Below are 16,599 nucleotides of genomic sequence, written 5' to 3'. Positions count from 1 at the left end.
CTCCTGTCTCCGGCTTGGGTCTTGCCGATGGCCCTTAATCACCCCGGACGATGCCGGGTCCGACCCAATGCCTCACCGCGCCTTGCGTTTCCCTGCCACACTCTTCCCGGCACTCAGGACCAGGTAGGCCCAGGTGGACACGGACCAGGGGTCCCGAAGCGTCGACTGCAGGAACGATCGTGCCGCCAGCCTCGGGTCCCCCTCCCAGTAATGGTGATAGCCGAAACTGAAGCAGGTCTCGGCAAGGCGCCTGCGAATCGCGCCGCGTGACGTCTGCTCTCCGCCCGGACCAACCCGACCCCAGCGGCCGAGCGCCTTGCGGACGACCTCGAATTCGTAATTCGTGTCGGGGTACTTGGTGATGCAGCCCTCGCCATGAAGCCGGTAGAGAGCCGTCACGAGGTTCAGCTGGTGGATCTCGGTCAAGCGCGACGCCCGCAACCAGTAATCGTAGTCCTGCCCCCTTTTGAGATCAGGGTCGAACTGTCCGACGCGTTCCACCAGGTCGCGTCGCATCATCACCGTGATGGTGTGAGGCAGCGAGCCGAAGAGCAGACGGTTGTAAAGCCACCCGGACCCACGGTCCACGAGCGGTTTGCCGTCAGGGTTCATGGGGTACGCACCCTTGGCCGCATCGGGTTTCAGGAACGTGCCAGACGGATCGGGCTTCCATGTGGCCCAGGCGGTAAAGGTCATCCCGATCCCGGGATGCTGGTCCATGTAGTCCACCTGAGCCGCGACCTTTCCCGGCAGCCAGACATCGTCGGAATCGATAAAGGCGATGTAGTCACCGCCTGCCCTCGCGACGCCGGCATTGCGGGCCACGGCCGCCCCCTGGTTCTGCTGGGTCAGCAGTGTCAGGCGGTCACCATATCCGCGCAGGATGTCGAGCGTCCCGTCGGTCGAGCCGTCGTCTACCACGATCAGCTCGATGCCCGGGTAGTCCTGATCCAGAACACTGTCGACAGACTCGGCAATATATGCGGCCGTGTTGTAGGCCGGCATGATCACCGACACCAGGGGCTTGCGGTCACGACCCTCCGGCGCGGCCGGGGCCCTGCTGCTCGTCCGGGCTTGCTCCACGGACGACATCACTCCCGCCCTCGTTCCGGCAATGTCTGTAGCCAGTCATGCGTCCACAGCGCCACCTGGTCGCGCCACACGCGGCGAGAAAAGGTGTGGTTGGCACCGGGCAGTTCGCGCAGGGTCACGCGCGGCTCCTGCAGCAATCCACTCCATTCCGGCGCGGTCGTCGCCACATCGCGAAACTCGGCCGCGGTCAGGTCATCGCCGCTCAGGATCACCAGGACGGGTCCCTGGAAGCGCCGCCAGCCCTCGGCCATCCGGTCCGGCAGGGGGCCTTTGTCGATGCGATCCGGGCTTGTGTTGTCGGGCTCGCCGGAAGCCCCCCCGGAACCGGAACCCACCGCAGTGCCGACCATGCGCCCCAGGGAGCGCAGGGACACCCAGGGGTTAAAACGCCCCTTGAGGGCCCCGGACCAGAAATCGCGCGAGAACAGGCGCTGGAGGTAGTAGGTCTTCAGGTAGGCCCGAGCCAGCCCTTCCTCGGTGCGGGCCCAGGGGTTGACCAGCACCAGGCCTGTCACACGGGGGTCGCGCCAGGCATAGAACAACGCCGCAGAGGCCGCGCCACACAGGCCCCACAGGGTCACCTCGTGCATCCCCGGCACCTCGCCTGCAAAGGTATCGACGGCCGCATGCAGGTCGTCGTGCACGTCGTGGAACGTTCGCTGGGCACCGGAAGAATCGCCCATGCCGCGGAAGTCGAAGCGGAAAACGGGTATCCCCTGCGCTGCGAGATGTCGGGCCAGGAGCAGGAACTGGCGGTGGCTGCCTACCCGGTACTGCGGCCCACCCACGGCGATCAGCACGCCACGCCGGGCGCCCTCCGCGCCGGGATGCAGGATCCCCAGGAGTTCGTCCTCCCCCACGTGGAAGACGACGGCGCGCTCGCTCATGGGAGAGCCTCCAGGCGTTGCATGGTCGCCTCCAGCAATTGCGGCACCTCGACGATGTCCTGGGTGGACCAGAAGGCATCGCCAGCAACGACCGTCGCGGTGACCGCGGCGCCCTCCTCTCGCCAGCGCTCGATCAGGCGTTCGCTCGCCGGCGGCAGCGGTGCCGTGTCCTGCGCGGCCACCTCGAACCATTCGATCGCCTCCGCGTGCGGCCGCTGCAGACGGGCCGCCGCCAGGCGCGCGGCCAGCCCGGGCGCCAGGGAATACCCGGCGACTTCCAGCGGCTCTCCCGCATCCAGTTGGGCCCGCAGCTGGGCGGTACCTTCCTTCTGTCCACCCATCAGCCCGGCGGCCATGCGCAGGCGCAGGAACTGGGTCAGGTGCTGTTCGCCATTCGTCACGGGCGCCCAGTAGATCGCGGCGGCGGCCGGATGCGCACGCATGGCCAGGAAGTCACCCGCGAGCAGGCAACCCGCCCGCACCCCCCAGACCATGAACGGCGCCGGGCAACGCGTCTCGAGGTGTTCACTGCAGCGTGCCAGGTCGTCCAGCCAGAGATCCCAGTCCGCGTCGCCAAAGTCACCGCCGCTGTCGCCGCACCCGTAGAGGTCCGGGATCAACACGGCGTAGCCCGCCTGCGCCAGGCGGCGCGCCTGCAGGCTCACCATGCGACGGGACTTGTTGAGCTCCTCGGCCAGGGGCGGGACAAACAGCACAGCACCCCGGATGGAGGGACCATCCGGCAGATGGAGCACATGGAATACCGGCCCGGCCTTGCCCTCCAGGAACCCGGCTTCCATGCCGCGCGCCTAGCTGTCGAGCTTGGAGTCGATGAAATCGACCAGAGTGCCGAGCGTCTCGAAGGTCTCGGCACTGACATCGTCATCATCGATCACGATGTCGAAATGGCTCTCGATCGAGGTGATCAGCGAAACGACCGCCATCGAGTCCAGCTCCGGTACGCCACCCAACAGCGTGGTCTTGCGATCGAAGTGCTGCGCTCTCCCGTTCAGACTCAGGGCACTGTCCAGCAGGTTCTTGGTGTGATCGAGGGTCGACATATGACGGGTTCCTGAAGGTCGGGTATCCCTGCCCGGCCGGGATGCGGGATTGTCCGGCAGGTTACCGCATCTGCACGGGCTGTCCAGATCGACGCCGGCAGACCGCGCCCCCTGCGTGATCGGCACGTTAAGCCCCTGGGCCTCGGACCACCTCGCACACCCGGACCCGCACGTAGAATGAGGTCCAGCACGGCATGGATTCGTGCTCGCGAGCAGTGCGCGCGGCCTCGCCCCGCGCATCCCGCGCCTTGTCAGCAAGCAACAACGACTCGAGCGCGAACGCATACATCAATCAACGTTTCCCTGGCCCGACCAGGCAACAGGCGGACGGATGGCGGGACTTTGTGGATGGTTCGCGGTGAATGCCGCATCACCGGCCGGCGCCCTTGAGGCCCAGGGACAGGCGCTCCCGGGGCTCTCCGGGGCGCCTGACGCCCAATGCACGAACCGCCTGGGCGGCTGCCGGGTCCGGGGCGGCTGGATCGCGCAGGATGCCGACGTCATTGCCGCCATCACCGGCCATCCGCAATGGCGGGACCCTGCCCTGGCCCGACGGGCGCGAGAGCACGACCCGGCGCAAGCCCTGCTGGAGGCCTGGCGGCAGCACGGCACCGGCCTCTTCGAGCAGGTTGGCGGCGACTATGCACTGGCCATCGTGGATTCCGGGCATGGTCGCCTGGTGGCCGGCATCGACCGCCTGGGCCAGACACCGCTTCACTTTGCGCACCTGGATGGCGGCGTGGCCTTCGGCACCAGTGCCGGATGCGTGGCCGCACACCCGGCGGTTGCCACCGAGGTGACCCGCGAAGGGCTCTACCACTACTGTTTCTTCCACATGCTTCCGGCCCCGGTCAGCCTGTTCTCCGGGCTGGAGAAACTGCCGGGCGCCCACCGCCTGACCCACAACGGCGACCGGGCCGAGGTGTCCCGCTACTGGCGCCCGCGCTTCGAGGAAGACAGCGCGGCCACGCCCGAGGCCCTGGAACATGCCCTGCACGAACACGCGCAAGCAGCGGTGGAACGACGTGCGGACACCCCCCGCCCCGGCGCCTTTCTGAGCGGCGGCCTGGACAGCTCGACGGTGGCCGGGATGCTCGCCGGCATGCACCCCGGGGCCGACAGCTTCAGCATCGGCTTTGATGCGCCCGGATACGACGAGATGGAGTACGCGCGCATCGCCTCGCGGCACTTCGGGACCCAGGCGCACGAGTACTACGTGACGCCGGAGGACGTCGTCGACGCCGTGCCCCGGATCGCCGGCAGCTACGACGAGCCCTTCGGTAATTCGTCGGCCCTGCCCGCCTATTTCTGCGCCCGCATGGCGGCCGACGCCGGCATCACCCGGCTACTGGCCGGGGATGGTGGCGACGAGCTGTTCGCGGGGAATGCGCGCTACGCCAAGCAGGGCGTATTCGAACACTGGGGCCGGATCCCCGCGCCGCTACGCCACCACCTGCTGGATCCGCTGTTCACCCGCCTGCCGCGCGGCCTGCCGCTGGCCGGCAAGGCCCGCAGCTACGTGGAACAGGCGCGTATCCCGCTGCCGGATCGACTGCAGACCTACAACTACCTGCACCGCCTGGCGCCGGAGACAATGTTCGCACCCGAGTTCCTCGCGGCCGTGGACAGCGAGGCCCCCTGGGAGTTGATGCGCGGGATCTACGCGCAGCCCCAATCGGCGTCGTCCCTCAACCGCATGATGTACCTGGACTGGCAGCAAACCCTGGCCGACAACGACCTGCGCAAGGTGACCGGGATGTGCCAGCTGGCCGGCGTCGATGTCGCCTTCCCGATGCTGGACGACGATCTGGTCGAGTTCTCGTGCCGCGTGCCGTCGGACCTCAAACTAAAGAAGGGCCGCCTGCGCCACTTCTACAAGGAGGCGTTTACCGGTTTCCTGCCCGACGCCATCATCGACAAGAAAAAACACGGCTTCGGCCTGCCGTTCGGCGTCTGGATGCAGGAGCACGCGCCGCTGCGGGAGCTGGCATACGACAGCCTGCTGCGACTGAAGGGCCGCAATTTCCTCCGCGACGACTTCATCGACGAACTGATCCGCCTGCACCGCGAGGGCCACGCAGCCTATTACGGCGATTTCGTCTGGATCCTGATGATGCTCGACCTCTGGCTCGAATCGCACCCCGCCGCCCGCCTGGCATGAACCACGAAGCGCACGAAGACACGACGCAAGGGCGGGTCACAGGAAGGCGGGAAACGCGCGAACGCTCTGGACGAAATGGCCCGCGATCGACCGCTTGGGGCTCCCGACTGCAACGGTTTCCATATCCCCGTCATCCGGGCCGCAGCACACCACCATCGTCATCCCGGCCGCAGCGAAGCGGAGAGCCGGGATCTCCAGGCCGTGACACCCACGCCGCCCTTCGCCCCGCCCTTTTCAGGTTTTGGAATAGCATGGAACCCGTGATACCGTGTTTCCATGATTGTATGCTTCAAGGATCGAGGCACTGAGGATATCTTCAACGGGCTTTCGTCGAAGGCTGCTCGCAAGGTCTGCCCACAATCTGTATGGCGGGTTGCCGCAAGAAAGCTGGAATTGCTGGATTCGGCCATGAACGTTGAGGAGCTGAGAGTCCCACCGGGTAACCGGCTGGAGGCCCTGGCGGGAGAGCGAAAAGGCCAATACAGCATTCGAATCAACGAGCAATATCGGATCTGCTTCGCCTGGACAGACTCCGGGCCCGACCAGGTCGAAATCACGGATTACCACTGAGGCACAATCATGGTCCGCATCCCTACCCACCGACAGCCGACCCACCCCGGTGAAATGCTGGCGAAAGAGTTCCTGGAGCCGATGCATATCTCCCAGCGCCAGTTGGCGGACGCGCTCCATGTTCCGTATCAGCGCATCAACGAGCTCGTGAACCAGAAGCGCGGCATTACGCCAAGCACGTCGCTGCGTCTAGCACGCTTTTTCGGCATGTCGCCCGATTTCTGGTTGAACCTTCAGGTACGCTGGGATTTGTTCAAGGCGGAGCAATCGGAACAGGCGGATCTGAAACAGATCCGGGAATTCCGTTCGTGTAAGCAAACTGCCTGAGCCGGGTTCCCAGTAGCGGGGAGGATGTGTTGAGCGCAGCGAAACGCATCTCGGCCTCCAACCACGCCCACGCACGAGACACCGGCTTCCCGGTCGGTTCACCTGCACGCGCCGCGCTGGGGGCTATCATGATCACCCGGCACGCCCCGGCACCACCATCACGAATCTTCCCGTTTTCCCCACTTCCTGTGAACTAGCCCTTCTTCGTATCTTCGTGCGCTTCGTGGTGAGTACTCAGGCGTTCCGGGCTGGCTGATCGGTATCGGGAACGCGGCAGACAACATGGCGGTGCTTACCGTTGGGCTCCGGCGGGATGGCATCCACCGCCCGCACATCCACCTGGACCGCCTGCCCCAGCGCGTCGACCAATGCACGGCGCAGGCGCTCCTCGGCGGCCGCCGGCAGTGCGGCGACCAGGCTCAGCAGCACCTCGACGTGGTGTCGGTCGTGCTGGATGACCTTGTAGGCGCGCAGCCCGGGCAGGTCGCGCATCAGGTAGTTGAAGCGGCTGCCGTGGATCCAGGAACCGTCCGTCGCGATCAAGCCGTCGTTGGCACGGCCGTCGATGTCGCGCAGCAGCGGCAGGCCGCGCCCGCAGGGGCAGGGACGCGGGTCCAGAGCGCCCCGGTCCCCGGTGCGATAGCGGATGAACGGGAATTCCGGGCCCACCAGGTTAGTGATGACGATGTTTCCGGTCGCGCCGGGCGGCACCGGTCGATCCTCCGCATCCAGGATCTCGACGATCAGGGCCTCGGCCGTGATGTGCATGCCCCCCGCCGGACATTCGCGGGCGATGAATCCGGCGTCGCGCGCGCCGTACTCGTTGGCGACCCCACAGCCCATCATCTCGCCGATCACCGCGCGCCACTCCGGGCGCAACACCTCGGAGGTCGCGAAGGCGACCCGAATCCCGAGATCATCCAGCCGCTGCCCCCGCTCACGCGCCCGCCAGGCCACGCGGGACAATGCCGACGGATACCCGAACAGCATGCGCGGACGCCGCTGGCGGATCTGCTCGATGATGCGGTCGAGCCGCGCCGGATTCAGGTCGCGGGCCGGCACCAGGTACGAACGGAACAGGCGATCGCGCCAGGCACGCATGCCGTTCTGGGCCTCGTTCTCGACGGCGGATCCCCACAGGACCAGTTCGCGGTCGCCCACGTCCACGCCCCACCAGCGGGTTGCCCGCCACTTTGCGGCGATATCCATACCGATGCGATCCGCGCCCAGCCAGAACCTCAGAGGCTCGCCGGACGACCCGCTGGTGTGCTGCTCTTCGAGGTTCCTCGCGCCCTCCGCGCGCCAGGCCGCGCCCTGTTCGCGGATCAGCGCCTTGTCGACGACCGGGAGGCGCTGAAGGTCCGCGATACCGGAGAACGCCGCAGGCGACCAGGCCTGTTGCGCAAACCATTCCCGGTAGAACGGCACCTGCCGCGCGACACGTTCCAGAAGCCCCTGCAGCCGCTGCTCCTGCAGGCTCTGCAGGGCCTCCGGCGTCCACCACTGAGTGGCTTCCAGGGCCTTGTGCCACGCCACCGTGGGGTGACCCTTGAGCCGCTCCTGCAGCGGGAACAGGCCGCGCGCCACCCATTGGGTATAAAGCCCCATGTTCAGCCGGACCGCGCGGTCCCGGGGGCCGTCGCGGTATCCGCGGCCGCGATCTGCTCGAAGGCTGCAACCAGCTCCGGGATCCGCGTCTCCCAGGCATTCGCCCGCGCATGGGCCAGGATGGCCTCGCGGTCCCATTGGCGCTCGAGCGCCTCCAGCAGGGCGTCGCGCAGCGCGTCATGGTCGCCGTACGGGACCACGATCCCGACCTGATCGGAATTCACCACCTCGGCGTTGCCTCCAACCCGGGTGGTCACGATCGGCAGGGCGCAGGCCGACGCCTCGAGGAAGACATTCGCCCAGCCTTCGAACCGGGTGGCCAGGACGAACACGTCGCCAGCCGAATAGACGAAACGCAGGTCTTCCGGCGATACCTGCCCCAGGAACCAGACCCGGCCATCCAGACCCAGGCCCTTTACCTGCTGGCGCAACTCGGCCTCGTTGTTGCCCTCGGGGGTCGCGCCGCCGGCAATGACCAGGTGCAGGTCGGGTTGCGTGCGCAGCAATTCGGGGAGGGTCGCGATCACCCGGTGAAAGCCCTTGCGCTCGGTCAGCCCCCCCACCGACACGAGGAAGCGGCCCTCCTGCGGCAGACCCAGACGCTGGCGGGCCCCGGCCCGGTCCTCGGGATGGAAACGCCGCAGGTCCGCGCCGTTGCCGACGACCTGCACATGCCCGGGGGCCTGCCCCCAGGCGATCGCATCCTGCCGCAGCGAGTCCGCCACCGAGAACACCCGCGCCGCCGCGCTCATCGCCCGGTTGATCTGGCGCCGATGCAAGGCGCTGCCGGCGAAGCGCACGAGGCTGCCGCGCAGGGTGATGGTGTAGGGGCAGCGCAACCAGCGCGCCAGCCAGCGCGCGGCCACGCCATCGGGATAGACAAAGTGGGCGTCGATCAGCTCAAACCGGAAATCGCGCCGCAACCGCCGCATCAGCCAGAAACTGCCCAGCGCCAGGAAGAACCCGTCGGTCCACTTGAGCACGCCCGGAAAACAGAAGAACCGCGGGTGATAGACCACAATGCCGTCCTGCTCCTCGTAGCGCGGCAGCGACGGGCGCGAGTGCGGCCGGAGACGCCCGAGCAGCCCCTGGAAGGGGAACCACGGGGCCGGCGCCACGACGACCAGGTCCAGGTGTTCGGCCACCCGCCGCATGCGTTCGCGCACGAACAGCCCCAGGTTGGGTTGCGCCGCGTTGGGGTAGACGCGGGTGAACACCACCAGGCGCGGGCGCCGGCCAGCGTGACGCCGGTCACCGGGCATGGGCGGGCTCCACGACACCCCGCAGACGTTCGTAAATCGCCTGGTAGCGGGCAACACTCCTCGCCCAGGTGCGTTCCTGCTCGACAAAGCGGCGCCCCGCGGCGCGTACCGCATCCCATTCGGGCTCGCGGGCCAGGGTGTCGAGCACCGTGTCCGCCAGCGCCCCCGGGTCGTCGGCGGGGAACAGCCAGCCGGTTTCGCCGTGCCGGATTAGTTCCTGGTGTCCGCCGACGTCCGAGGCCACCAGCAATCGCCCTTGGGCCATCGCCTCCAGCGGCTTGAGCGGGGTCACCAGCTCGGTCAGCCGCATCGAGTGCCGTGGGTACACCAGCAGATCCACCAGGTCGTAGTAGCGCTGGACCTGGTCATGCGGCACCCGGCCCGCAAAGACGACCTGCTCGGCGATGCCCAGGCGCCGGGCCTGCTCCTGCAGGCGTTCCGCCTGCGGCCCGCCACCCACCAGCAGGATGCGGACATCCGGGGCCTGCGCCCGGATGCGCGGAAAGGCCTCCAGCAGCAGGTCCAGCCCCTCGTAGGCATAGAACGAGCCGATAAAGCCCAGCACCCGGGCATTGGCCAGCCCGAGCTGCGCCTTGAGCTCGGCGTCCGGCGCCCCGCCCAGGCGGAAGGCCTCGGCATCCACCGCATTCGGGATCACGGTGACGCAGTCCTGCGGGATGCCCCGGGCGACGATGTCCCGCCGCAGGCCTTCGCAAATGGTCGTCACGTGGTCCACCCGGCGGAACACGTACGACTCGAAGCCGCGCGTCATGCGGTAGCGCAGCCCGTGTTCACGGCTGGTCCCATGATCCACCGCGGCATCCTCCCAGAAGGCCCGCACCTCGTAGACTACGGGGATGCCGAGACGCCGCCCGACCCGCAGGGCCGGCAGGGCATTGAGAACCGGGGAATGGGCATGCAGCACATCCGGTTGCACCTCCCGGGCCACGGCCTCCAGGCGCCGGGTCAGGGCACCCATCAGCCCCCATTCGCCCAGCCCCGGCAGCGTCCCGGGGCGATAGCGCGTGCGGTAGAAGTGCAGGCCGTCGACATCCTCCTCGTCCGCATCCACCGCACCCTGCTTGGGGCTGGTCAGGTGAAACGTCTCCCAGCCGAGCCGGTGCTGCTCGCGCAGGATGGCGGCCGTGCGGAAGGTATACCCACTGTGCAGCGGGATGGAGTGATCAAGGACATGCAGGATCTTCATTGCCACCCCCGCATCAGGCCGTCGACCGGGCCAGGAAGCCCTCGAACATCAATAGCGACCACAGGGCCGGGCTGTGGTCGCGGGCGCCACTGGTGTGCTGGTCCACGAGGGTCTTGAGATAGTCCATGTCGAAGATGCCGGAGTCGGCGATGCGCGGCCCCAGCACCTGCGCCCGCATGCGTTCACGCAGCGGTCCGCGAAACCACTCGGCGACCGGGACGGCGAAGCCCTTCTTGCGCCGATAGAGGATCTCCTCCGGCAGGTAGGGCTCCATGGCCTTTTTCAACACGTACTTGCCCTCCGTCCCTCGCAGCTTGAGATCCGGGGACAGCCCCGAGGTCCACTCGACCAGCTGGTGGTCGAGCAGGGGCACCCGGACCTCCAGCGAATGCGCCATGCTCGCGCGGTCGACCTTGGTCAGGATGTCGCCCGGCAGGTAGGTCTTCATGTCCAGGTACTGCACCAGCGACAGTGGGTGCTCGGTGGGAGCGCGCGCCGCATGCCGACGCAGGACCTCCACCGCGCTATAGCCCTGAAGCGAGCGCCGAAACGCCGGGGAAAACAGGTGCGCGCGCAGATCGTCACGCAGGATGGATACCCCCTGGAAATAGCCCTCGACCGAGTCCCGCGCCAGGGCCTGGAAGGTGGCGCGGGCGCGGAACGGGCGCGGTGCCCAGTCGGCCTTGGGATACCACCGCGCCAGGGTCCCGAACACGGCCCGCCGAAGCCCCAGGGGCAGCGGCGCGCGCAGGCGTTCCTCCGCCAGGTGATGGCGATAGCGCCGATAGCCGGCCAGGTTCTCGTCGCCGCCATCCCCGGACAGCGCAACCACGACCTGCTGGCGTGCCTGTTCGCAGACCCGATAGGTCGGCAGCGCGGAACTGTCGGCAAACGGTTCATCGTAGAGCCCACTCAGGCGGTCCAGCAGCGCAAAGTCGTCGGGATCAACCTCCTGCGTGCGGTGATCCGTGTGGTAGCGCTCGGCGACCATCCGCGCGTAGCGGGATTCGTCGTAGGCCGGATCGGCGAAGCCGATGGAACTGGTGCGCACCGGGTCGTCGGACAGCCCCGCCATCATCGCGACCACCGCGCTGGAATCCACCCCGCCCGAGAGGAAGGCCCCCAGCGGGACCTCCGCGACCATGCGGACGTCCACTGCCTCGCGCAGGCGCGCCGTGAGTTCCTCGGCGGCGTTCGCTGCATCCGCCACACCACTGTCGCCGAACGGGATGTCCCAGTATTCACGCGGCTCGCTCAGGTTGCCCTGTCCGCGGCGCACGGTCAGCGTATGGCCGGGCGGCAGCTTGTGCACGCCCCGGAAGATGCTGCGCGGCTCCGGCACGTAACCGAAGGCGAAATAGTCCTCCACCGCATGCGGGTCCATATGTCGCGGCATCCCCGGATGCGCCATCAACGCCTTGAGCTCCGAGCCGAAGATCAGGTGCCCGTCCGCCAGCGCACTGTAGTACAGCGGCTTGATCCCCAGGCGGTCGCGGGCGAGGAACAGGGTGTCGCGATTGCGATCCCAGACGGCGAACGCGAACATGCCACGAAAGCGCTGTACGCAGGCCTCGCCCCACTCCTCCCAGGCATGCACGATCACCTCGGTATCGCAGTGGGAGCGGAACCGGTGCCCCGCCTGCTGCAACTCGGCGGTCAGCTCCGGGAAGTTGTAGATCTCGCCGTTGTAGGTCACAACGACGGTTTCGTCTTCGTTGAACAGCGGCTGCTGCCCGCCGGAGAGGTCGATGATCGACAGGCGGCGATGCGCCAGCCCGACGCCCGGCTCCAGGTGCACACCGCCCTCGTCCGGACCGCGGTGAAACTGGGTCTCGTTCATCGCCTCCAGCAGGGACCGATTGATCGGCTGCCGGTCGCGCAGATCGAAGATGCCGGTAATGCCGCACATGTCGGGTTCCTGATCGCTTCCTTGCCGAGGCCAAGTGACGCCGGACGGTGCCCCCGGGGAGGCCCTGATCGGGGCAAGCCCCGCCGCACCATCACGGAAAATTCAGCATAAACGACAACCCCGCCGCGGACCGACCGCGATACGCGCCACAGGGCCCCTGGCGTTAGCGCCGGAACTAACGGCGGCGCCAGCCCGCGTTCTGCGGGCACCAAGGTAGACGCTGATCCATCCACGCAGTCGCGTCGATGGATCAGCGCCTCCCTAACACCCGGTCGTACACCCCCATGTACCCCGCGACCATCGCGTCCATGCTGAACTCCGCCTCGGCCCGTGCGCGGGCGGCCACACCTTGCCGTGCGGTCCGTGCCGGGTCGCCGGGATAGGCCATCAGCGCGGCCGCAATCGCGTCCGGATCGCCCGCCGGGACCAGCACCCCGGTCACCCCCGGCTGGACGAGGTCCGGGTTCCCCCCGACATCCGTCGCGACCACCGGGAGCCCGGTGGCCATCGCCTCGAGGATGGTGTTGCAGATGCCCTCGGCCAGCGAGGGAAGAACGAAGAGGTCCAGCGCCCGCAGGCAGTCGGGGATATCCTCCCGGGCACCGGGTATCCAGGCCTGGCCGGCCACCCCGGACTGCTCCAGCAGCTGGCGGACCTCCCCGCGCAGCGGGCCGTCCCCGATCATCGCCAGCCGCAGGCGCGGAAACTCCGTCGGCATCCGGTCGCGCAGTGCGACAAAGGCCCGTGCCAGATCCAGCGGCGCCTTGACCGCCTGCATGCGCATGACCGAGCCGATCACGAAGGTGCCGGGGCCCCGGAAGCCCTCTGGAAACGGGGGCACGAACGCCTCTGACGTTGGTGCGAAACGGCCGGTATCCACACCATTGAAGATGTGCGAAAGACGCGCTGCGGGCACCCCGATCGCATCCCGCAGGTAGCCCTTTTGATGCTGCGAAAGGGCAATGTAGTGTCGGACCAGTGGCCGCATCAGCCGGCGCAATCGGCGGTTGCGGTCGCGCGTGCCGTCCAGGTCGCCGACATCCCAACCGTGTTCGCCATGCACGCGCGCGCGCACGCCGGACAGCGCGGCGGTCACCTGCGCCTCCAGCGTGCCGAAGTTCCGGGTATGGACGATATCCGGGTGCAGGGCACGCAGCAGTCGCCACAGGCGAACGTGGACCTGCGGGTCCTTGCCTTCGCGCTTGTGCAGGGCATGCAGACTGACATCGTCGCGCCGGATGCGCAGGCGAAAATCGGTGTAGTCCGTCATGCAGATGATGGCGTGCCGGAAGCGGTCCGCGGGCATGTGGTTGATCAGGTTGACCAGCCCGTTCTCCATCCCGCCGATGTCCAGGCGATGGATGATATGCGCCACGCAGGGTCGCGGATCGCCATCCCGGACGGTCTTGGCGGATGCGCCCGTCACTGTCGCGCGACAGCGGCGAGCTGCTCGAGGATCTCGGGCAGGACGTCGGCCGCATAGGCCTGTAGCGTCGCCTCCTCTTCCCCGGGCTCGGAGCCATAGGGCACATAGAGCACGACCAGGGCCGCGTCATCGCGGCCACCCACCAGGCGGTTCAGCGCCTCGCGAGCCTTGACCGTATGCGGCAACGTGGTCAGCTGGCCGTCCACCCAATACCAGCGCCAGACCAGCAGTTGCTGCCCGGGCCCGCGCAACAGGAAACGTTCGGGATTGGGGTAACCGTCGACCGTGGCCTGCCCGCGATGGGATTGCGACCAGGACCCCACGCGGTGACGCCCGGCCAGGGTATTGCTCCAGCCCACCATGTTCCCGTAATGGTGCTGTTCGCGGTAGAACAGCACGTGCATGCCCACCGGCGGCCCGCCATATTCCGCCGTGACGAGACCACCCCGGCCATCGCGGGCGCCGCGATAACCCGGCTCCCAGGCATCGGCCTGATCCTCCAGCACCCGCCAGCCGGGCGGGACCAGCGGGCCCGCGCCCAGACCCGCCACCGGACCGAGATCACGCTGGTTCATCCAATCCGCATACAGCGGGGCCACACTGGCCAGCACCACCGCCAGCAGGGCCGCCACGGCGAACGGTCCGGCCTGCAACGAGCGTCGCTGTTTCGGCGTGTGCACGCGTGCGGTGGGCGGGTCCATATCTTCGCGCCAGAAGGCCCCGATCCCGAACATCAGCGCAATGACCACCCCGAAGAAGATCCACCCATAGATCAGGTGATCGACCCCGGCCGCATACTCCATGTCGCTCAGATGACCAATCATCACGATCATGTAGGCCCGCAGGCCATTGGCGACGATCGGCACCACGATGGAGACGCCGACAAACACGAGCCGCCGCCAGGGGCTGCGATACATGAGATAGGCGTACAGGGTACCGAGCGCGACCGACGCGATCAGATAGCGCACGCCACTGCAGGCCTCGACTACCGACCAGCGGCCCGTGGGCAGATCGAAATACAACCCGTCGCGATAGACCGGGATCCCGGTGAGCTGTACCGCCGTTACGGTGAAGTCCGCGGTGAAATCCATCAGCGGCGGCACCAGGAACTCACCGAACGGGACCGCGAACAGCAGGTACGCCAGAGGGAATTGCAAGCGCCAGGTGATCGCATTGCCCAGCACGAGCCAGAACAGCGCGGGGATCATCAGGACGGCCGCGAACTGACGCACGGACACCACATCCACCAGCTCTCCCGCCACCCAGACCAGCGAAAAGCCCAGCAAGGGCAACAACGCCCACCAGGAAGGACGCGGCTCCAGGGCCAGCACCTCCTCGCGCTTGAGAAACAAAAGAAACAGCACGATGGGGACAATCAGGAAACCATGGGCAAAGGTCTCCGAACGGTTCCAGACGGCCACAATGGATTCGAACGTCGGGTAGAACATCCATCCCAGCACGACCAGACCCAGCACCAGGACCGGCCCGGCCAGCCACCAGGACGAGCCGCGCACGGACGCCCGGATGTTGAGCGTTTCAGCGTCCATGGGCAGCCTCCGGGACCGGCTCGGCGCCGGGAACCCCGCCGGGGTGCAGGCGGAGAAACTCGCCCAGGTGCGCGAGATTGCGCGCCCAGTCATAGTCCGCCAGCACCCGGGTGCGCGCCGCGTGCCCGAGCGCCGGATCCGGTGCACGCAGATATCCGGAAACGGCCTGCAGGAACGCGCCCGGTTCGGCCTCGGCACGGATCACCTCGCGCCCAACCATCGCGGTCAGGCCTTCCAGAGCCTGCGGGCTGGCCACGACCGGGCGCGCCAGGGCCATCGCCTCCAGGACCTTGTTCTGCACGCCACGGGCGATTCGCAGGGGCGCAATGACGACGGTCGCGTGCGCGATCCACGGTCGCACGTCGTCCACGAATCCGGTCACCGTGACACCGGGGCGATCCGCCAACGCCATCACCTCCGGGGCCGGCCGGCTGCCAACGATGCAGAACTCCACACCGGGATGCTCAAGCCGCAGCGCAGGCAGGACGTGGTCGGCGAACCAGATCACGGCATCGACATTGGGCCAGTAATCCATCGCCCCCGAGAACACCACGGTGCGCACCCCGTCCGCATAGGGACCGGGTGCCGCAACCGCATCGGGCGAGAAGAAGGCGGCATCGACACCGTTGTTCAGGGCATGCACCCGGTCCGCCACTTCCGGTGCTTGCTCGCGAAAGGTGTCCGCCTCGGCCGGCGACACGAACAGGCTGGCGTCACTGGCTTGCGCGACCTGTCGCTCGTATGCCAGCAGCCGCCGCCCTTCGCGCCGATATATGGCGCTCATGGGCCAGCGCCGCGTCGGCGCATACTGCGTCCACTTGTCGGAATCCACGTCCACGAAGTCGACCACCCGGGTCAGCCCGCCCCCCTCCGGCAGGTACTGGGCCATCGCCGAGGAAAAGGCCAGGGCTCGGGCGACCGGCTGCCTTGCCAGCGTTGCCCGGACCCAGCGCGCCAGTTCCCGGTCGCGATACCACGGCACGCTGAGCGCCTCGCCACTCAGCAAGCCGCTCAGGGCGCGCAACTGGGCACGGCGGCGCGGCAATGGACGGGCACAGACACTGGCGCACAGCCCTTCGAGTTCGGGCAGGTAGGCGGCGTCGGCCGGGTCATCGATGAACGTGCCGAGATGCACGCGATAGTGCTGCGCCAGATAGCGCAGGATGTGGTGCGAGCGGATCTTGTCCCCCTTGTTGGGCGGCCACGGAATCCGGTGCACCAGATACAACAGATCATCCATAAGGCTTGTTCACCACGAAGCTCGCGAAGGCACGAAGAAGGGCATTCAAATCAAAGAACCAGGCGTTTGAGGCCATCTTTGAGGCGCACACTGTTGAAGGGCTTGCGCGCTATTCGCGAGTTTCATGTACCTGAGGGTTTGGGCCTCGTGAACCCGTTGCAGGTCATCCACACTTTTCAATTCCATCATCAGTCTGTCCTCGACCAGGATGTCGATACGGCATCCACAATCCAGCGTCTGCCCCTTGTAAGTGACGGGTATCGGAACCTGAGAGACGCAGGACAGGCCCGATTCCAGCATTT

General features: G+C 67.4%; 15 protein-coding genes. 3 read left to right on the top strand and 12 right to left on the bottom strand.

Annotated features, from left to right (window positions below; all coding sequences use genetic code 11):
- Positions 1-72 precede the first annotated feature (72 nt).
- From TVD_RS00405 to TVD_RS00390, 4 genes are read right to left on the bottom strand one after another with little or no spacing between them, the layout of a single operon-like run.
- A complete protein-coding gene (locus TVD_RS00405) occupies positions 73-1,092 on the bottom strand; it encodes a glycosyltransferase (RefSeq protein ID WP_047250502.1) in 1,020 nt (339 codons plus the stop codon).
- Complete coding sequence (locus TVD_RS00400) at positions 1,092-1,979, bottom strand: hydrolase 1, exosortase A system-associated (RefSeq protein WP_047250501.1); 888 nt, start codon at positions 1,977-1,979, stop codon at positions 1,092-1,094. The genes TVD_RS00405 and TVD_RS00400 overlap by 1 nt, the downstream gene beginning before the upstream one ends.
- A complete protein-coding gene (locus TVD_RS00395) occupies positions 1,976-2,779 on the bottom strand; it encodes a hydrolase 2, exosortase A system-associated (RefSeq protein ID WP_047250500.1) in 804 nt (267 codons plus the stop codon). The genes TVD_RS00400 and TVD_RS00395 overlap by 4 nt, the downstream gene beginning before the upstream one ends.
- A 9-nt stretch (positions 2,780-2,788) precedes the next feature.
- The gene (locus TVD_RS00390; RefSeq protein ID WP_018169304.1) at positions 2,789-3,040 is read right to left on the bottom strand and encodes a phosphopantetheine-binding protein; all 252 of its coding nucleotides are present in this window, start codon (positions 3,038-3,040) and stop codon (positions 2,789-2,791) included.
- 331 nt (positions 3,041-3,371) lie between these two features.
- Here TVD_RS00390 and TVD_RS00385 point away from each other — a divergent pair, with 331 nt between their 5' ends.
- The 3 genes from TVD_RS00385 to TVD_RS00375 all read left to right on the top strand — a co-directional run bounded on the left by TVD_RS00385 (position 3,372) and on the right by TVD_RS00375 (position 6,098).
- On the top strand, positions 3,372-5,201 hold the full coding sequence (locus TVD_RS00385) for an asparagine synthetase B family protein (RefSeq protein ID WP_047250499.1): 1,830 nt from the start codon (positions 3,372-3,374) through the stop codon (positions 5,199-5,201).
- Between the two features lie 276 nt (positions 5,202-5,477).
- The gene (locus TVD_RS00380) at positions 5,478-5,771 is read left to right on the top strand and encodes a type II toxin-antitoxin system RelE/ParE family toxin (protein WP_018175555.1); all 294 of its coding nucleotides are present in this window, start codon (positions 5,478-5,480) and stop codon (positions 5,769-5,771) included.
- 9 nt (positions 5,772-5,780) lie between these two features.
- The gene (locus TVD_RS00375) at positions 5,781-6,098 is read left to right on the top strand and encodes a HigA family addiction module antitoxin (protein WP_024326782.1); all 318 of its coding nucleotides are present in this window, start codon (positions 5,781-5,783) and stop codon (positions 6,096-6,098) included.
- 234 nt (positions 6,099-6,332) lie between these two features.
- Here TVD_RS00375 and TVD_RS00370 read toward each other — a convergent pair whose 3' ends face one another.
- From TVD_RS00370 to TVD_RS00335, 8 genes are all read right to left on the bottom strand, one after another.
- Positions 6,333-7,706 (bottom strand): phenylacetate--CoA ligase family protein, encoded by a 1,374-nt coding sequence (locus tag TVD_RS00370; protein WP_047250498.1) that lies wholly within the window; start codon positions 7,704-7,706, stop codon positions 6,333-6,335.
- 2 nt (positions 7,707-7,708) lie between these two features.
- Positions 7,709-8,968: a glycosyltransferase gene (locus TVD_RS00365; RefSeq protein WP_047250497.1), complete on the bottom strand. Its 1,260-nt coding sequence runs from the start codon at positions 8,966-8,968 to the stop codon at positions 7,709-7,711.
- Positions 8,958-10,175, bottom strand: a complete 1,218-nt coding sequence (locus tag TVD_RS00360; protein ID WP_047250496.1) for a TIGR04063 family PEP-CTERM/XrtA system glycosyltransferase — start codon at positions 10,173-10,175, stop codon at positions 8,958-8,960. The genes TVD_RS00365 and TVD_RS00360 overlap by 11 nt, the downstream gene beginning before the upstream one ends.
- A 13-nt stretch (positions 10,176-10,188) precedes the next feature.
- Complete coding sequence (locus tag TVD_RS00355; RefSeq protein ID WP_047250495.1) at positions 10,189-12,084, bottom strand: XrtA/PEP-CTERM system amidotransferase; 1,896 nt, start codon at positions 12,082-12,084, stop codon at positions 10,189-10,191.
- A 250-nt stretch (positions 12,085-12,334) separates the two neighbouring features.
- On the bottom strand, positions 12,335-13,459 hold the full coding sequence (locus tag TVD_RS00350; RefSeq protein WP_047251872.1) for a TIGR03088 family PEP-CTERM/XrtA system glycosyltransferase: 1,125 nt from the start codon (positions 13,457-13,459) through the stop codon (positions 12,335-12,337).
- Between the two features lie 47 nt (positions 13,460-13,506).
- Positions 13,507-15,057, bottom strand: coding sequence for an exosortase A (gene xrtA / locus TVD_RS00345; RefSeq protein ID WP_047250494.1), 1,551 nt, complete (start codon positions 15,055-15,057; stop codon positions 13,507-13,509).
- Positions 15,047-16,297, bottom strand: a complete 1,251-nt coding sequence (locus tag TVD_RS00340; protein ID WP_047250493.1) for a TIGR03087 family PEP-CTERM/XrtA system glycosyltransferase — start codon at positions 16,295-16,297, stop codon at positions 15,047-15,049. Before TVD_RS00340 ends, xrtA begins: the two co-directional genes overlap by 11 nt.
- A gap of 45 nt (positions 16,298-16,342) precedes the next feature.
- Complete coding sequence (locus TVD_RS00335) at positions 16,343-16,597, bottom strand: GxxExxY protein (RefSeq protein WP_240472319.1); 255 nt, start codon at positions 16,595-16,597, stop codon at positions 16,343-16,345.
- Between the last annotated feature and the right edge of the window lie 2 nt (positions 16,598-16,599).

Source organism: Thioalkalivibrio versutus (genome assembly GCF_001020955.1).
Classification (GTDB): Bacteria; Pseudomonadota; Gammaproteobacteria; order Ectothiorhodospirales; family Ectothiorhodospiraceae; genus Thioalkalivibrio; species Thioalkalivibrio versutus.
Note: the sequence above shows the minus strand (reverse complement) of the source record. Positions and strands in the feature narration are given on the sequence as shown.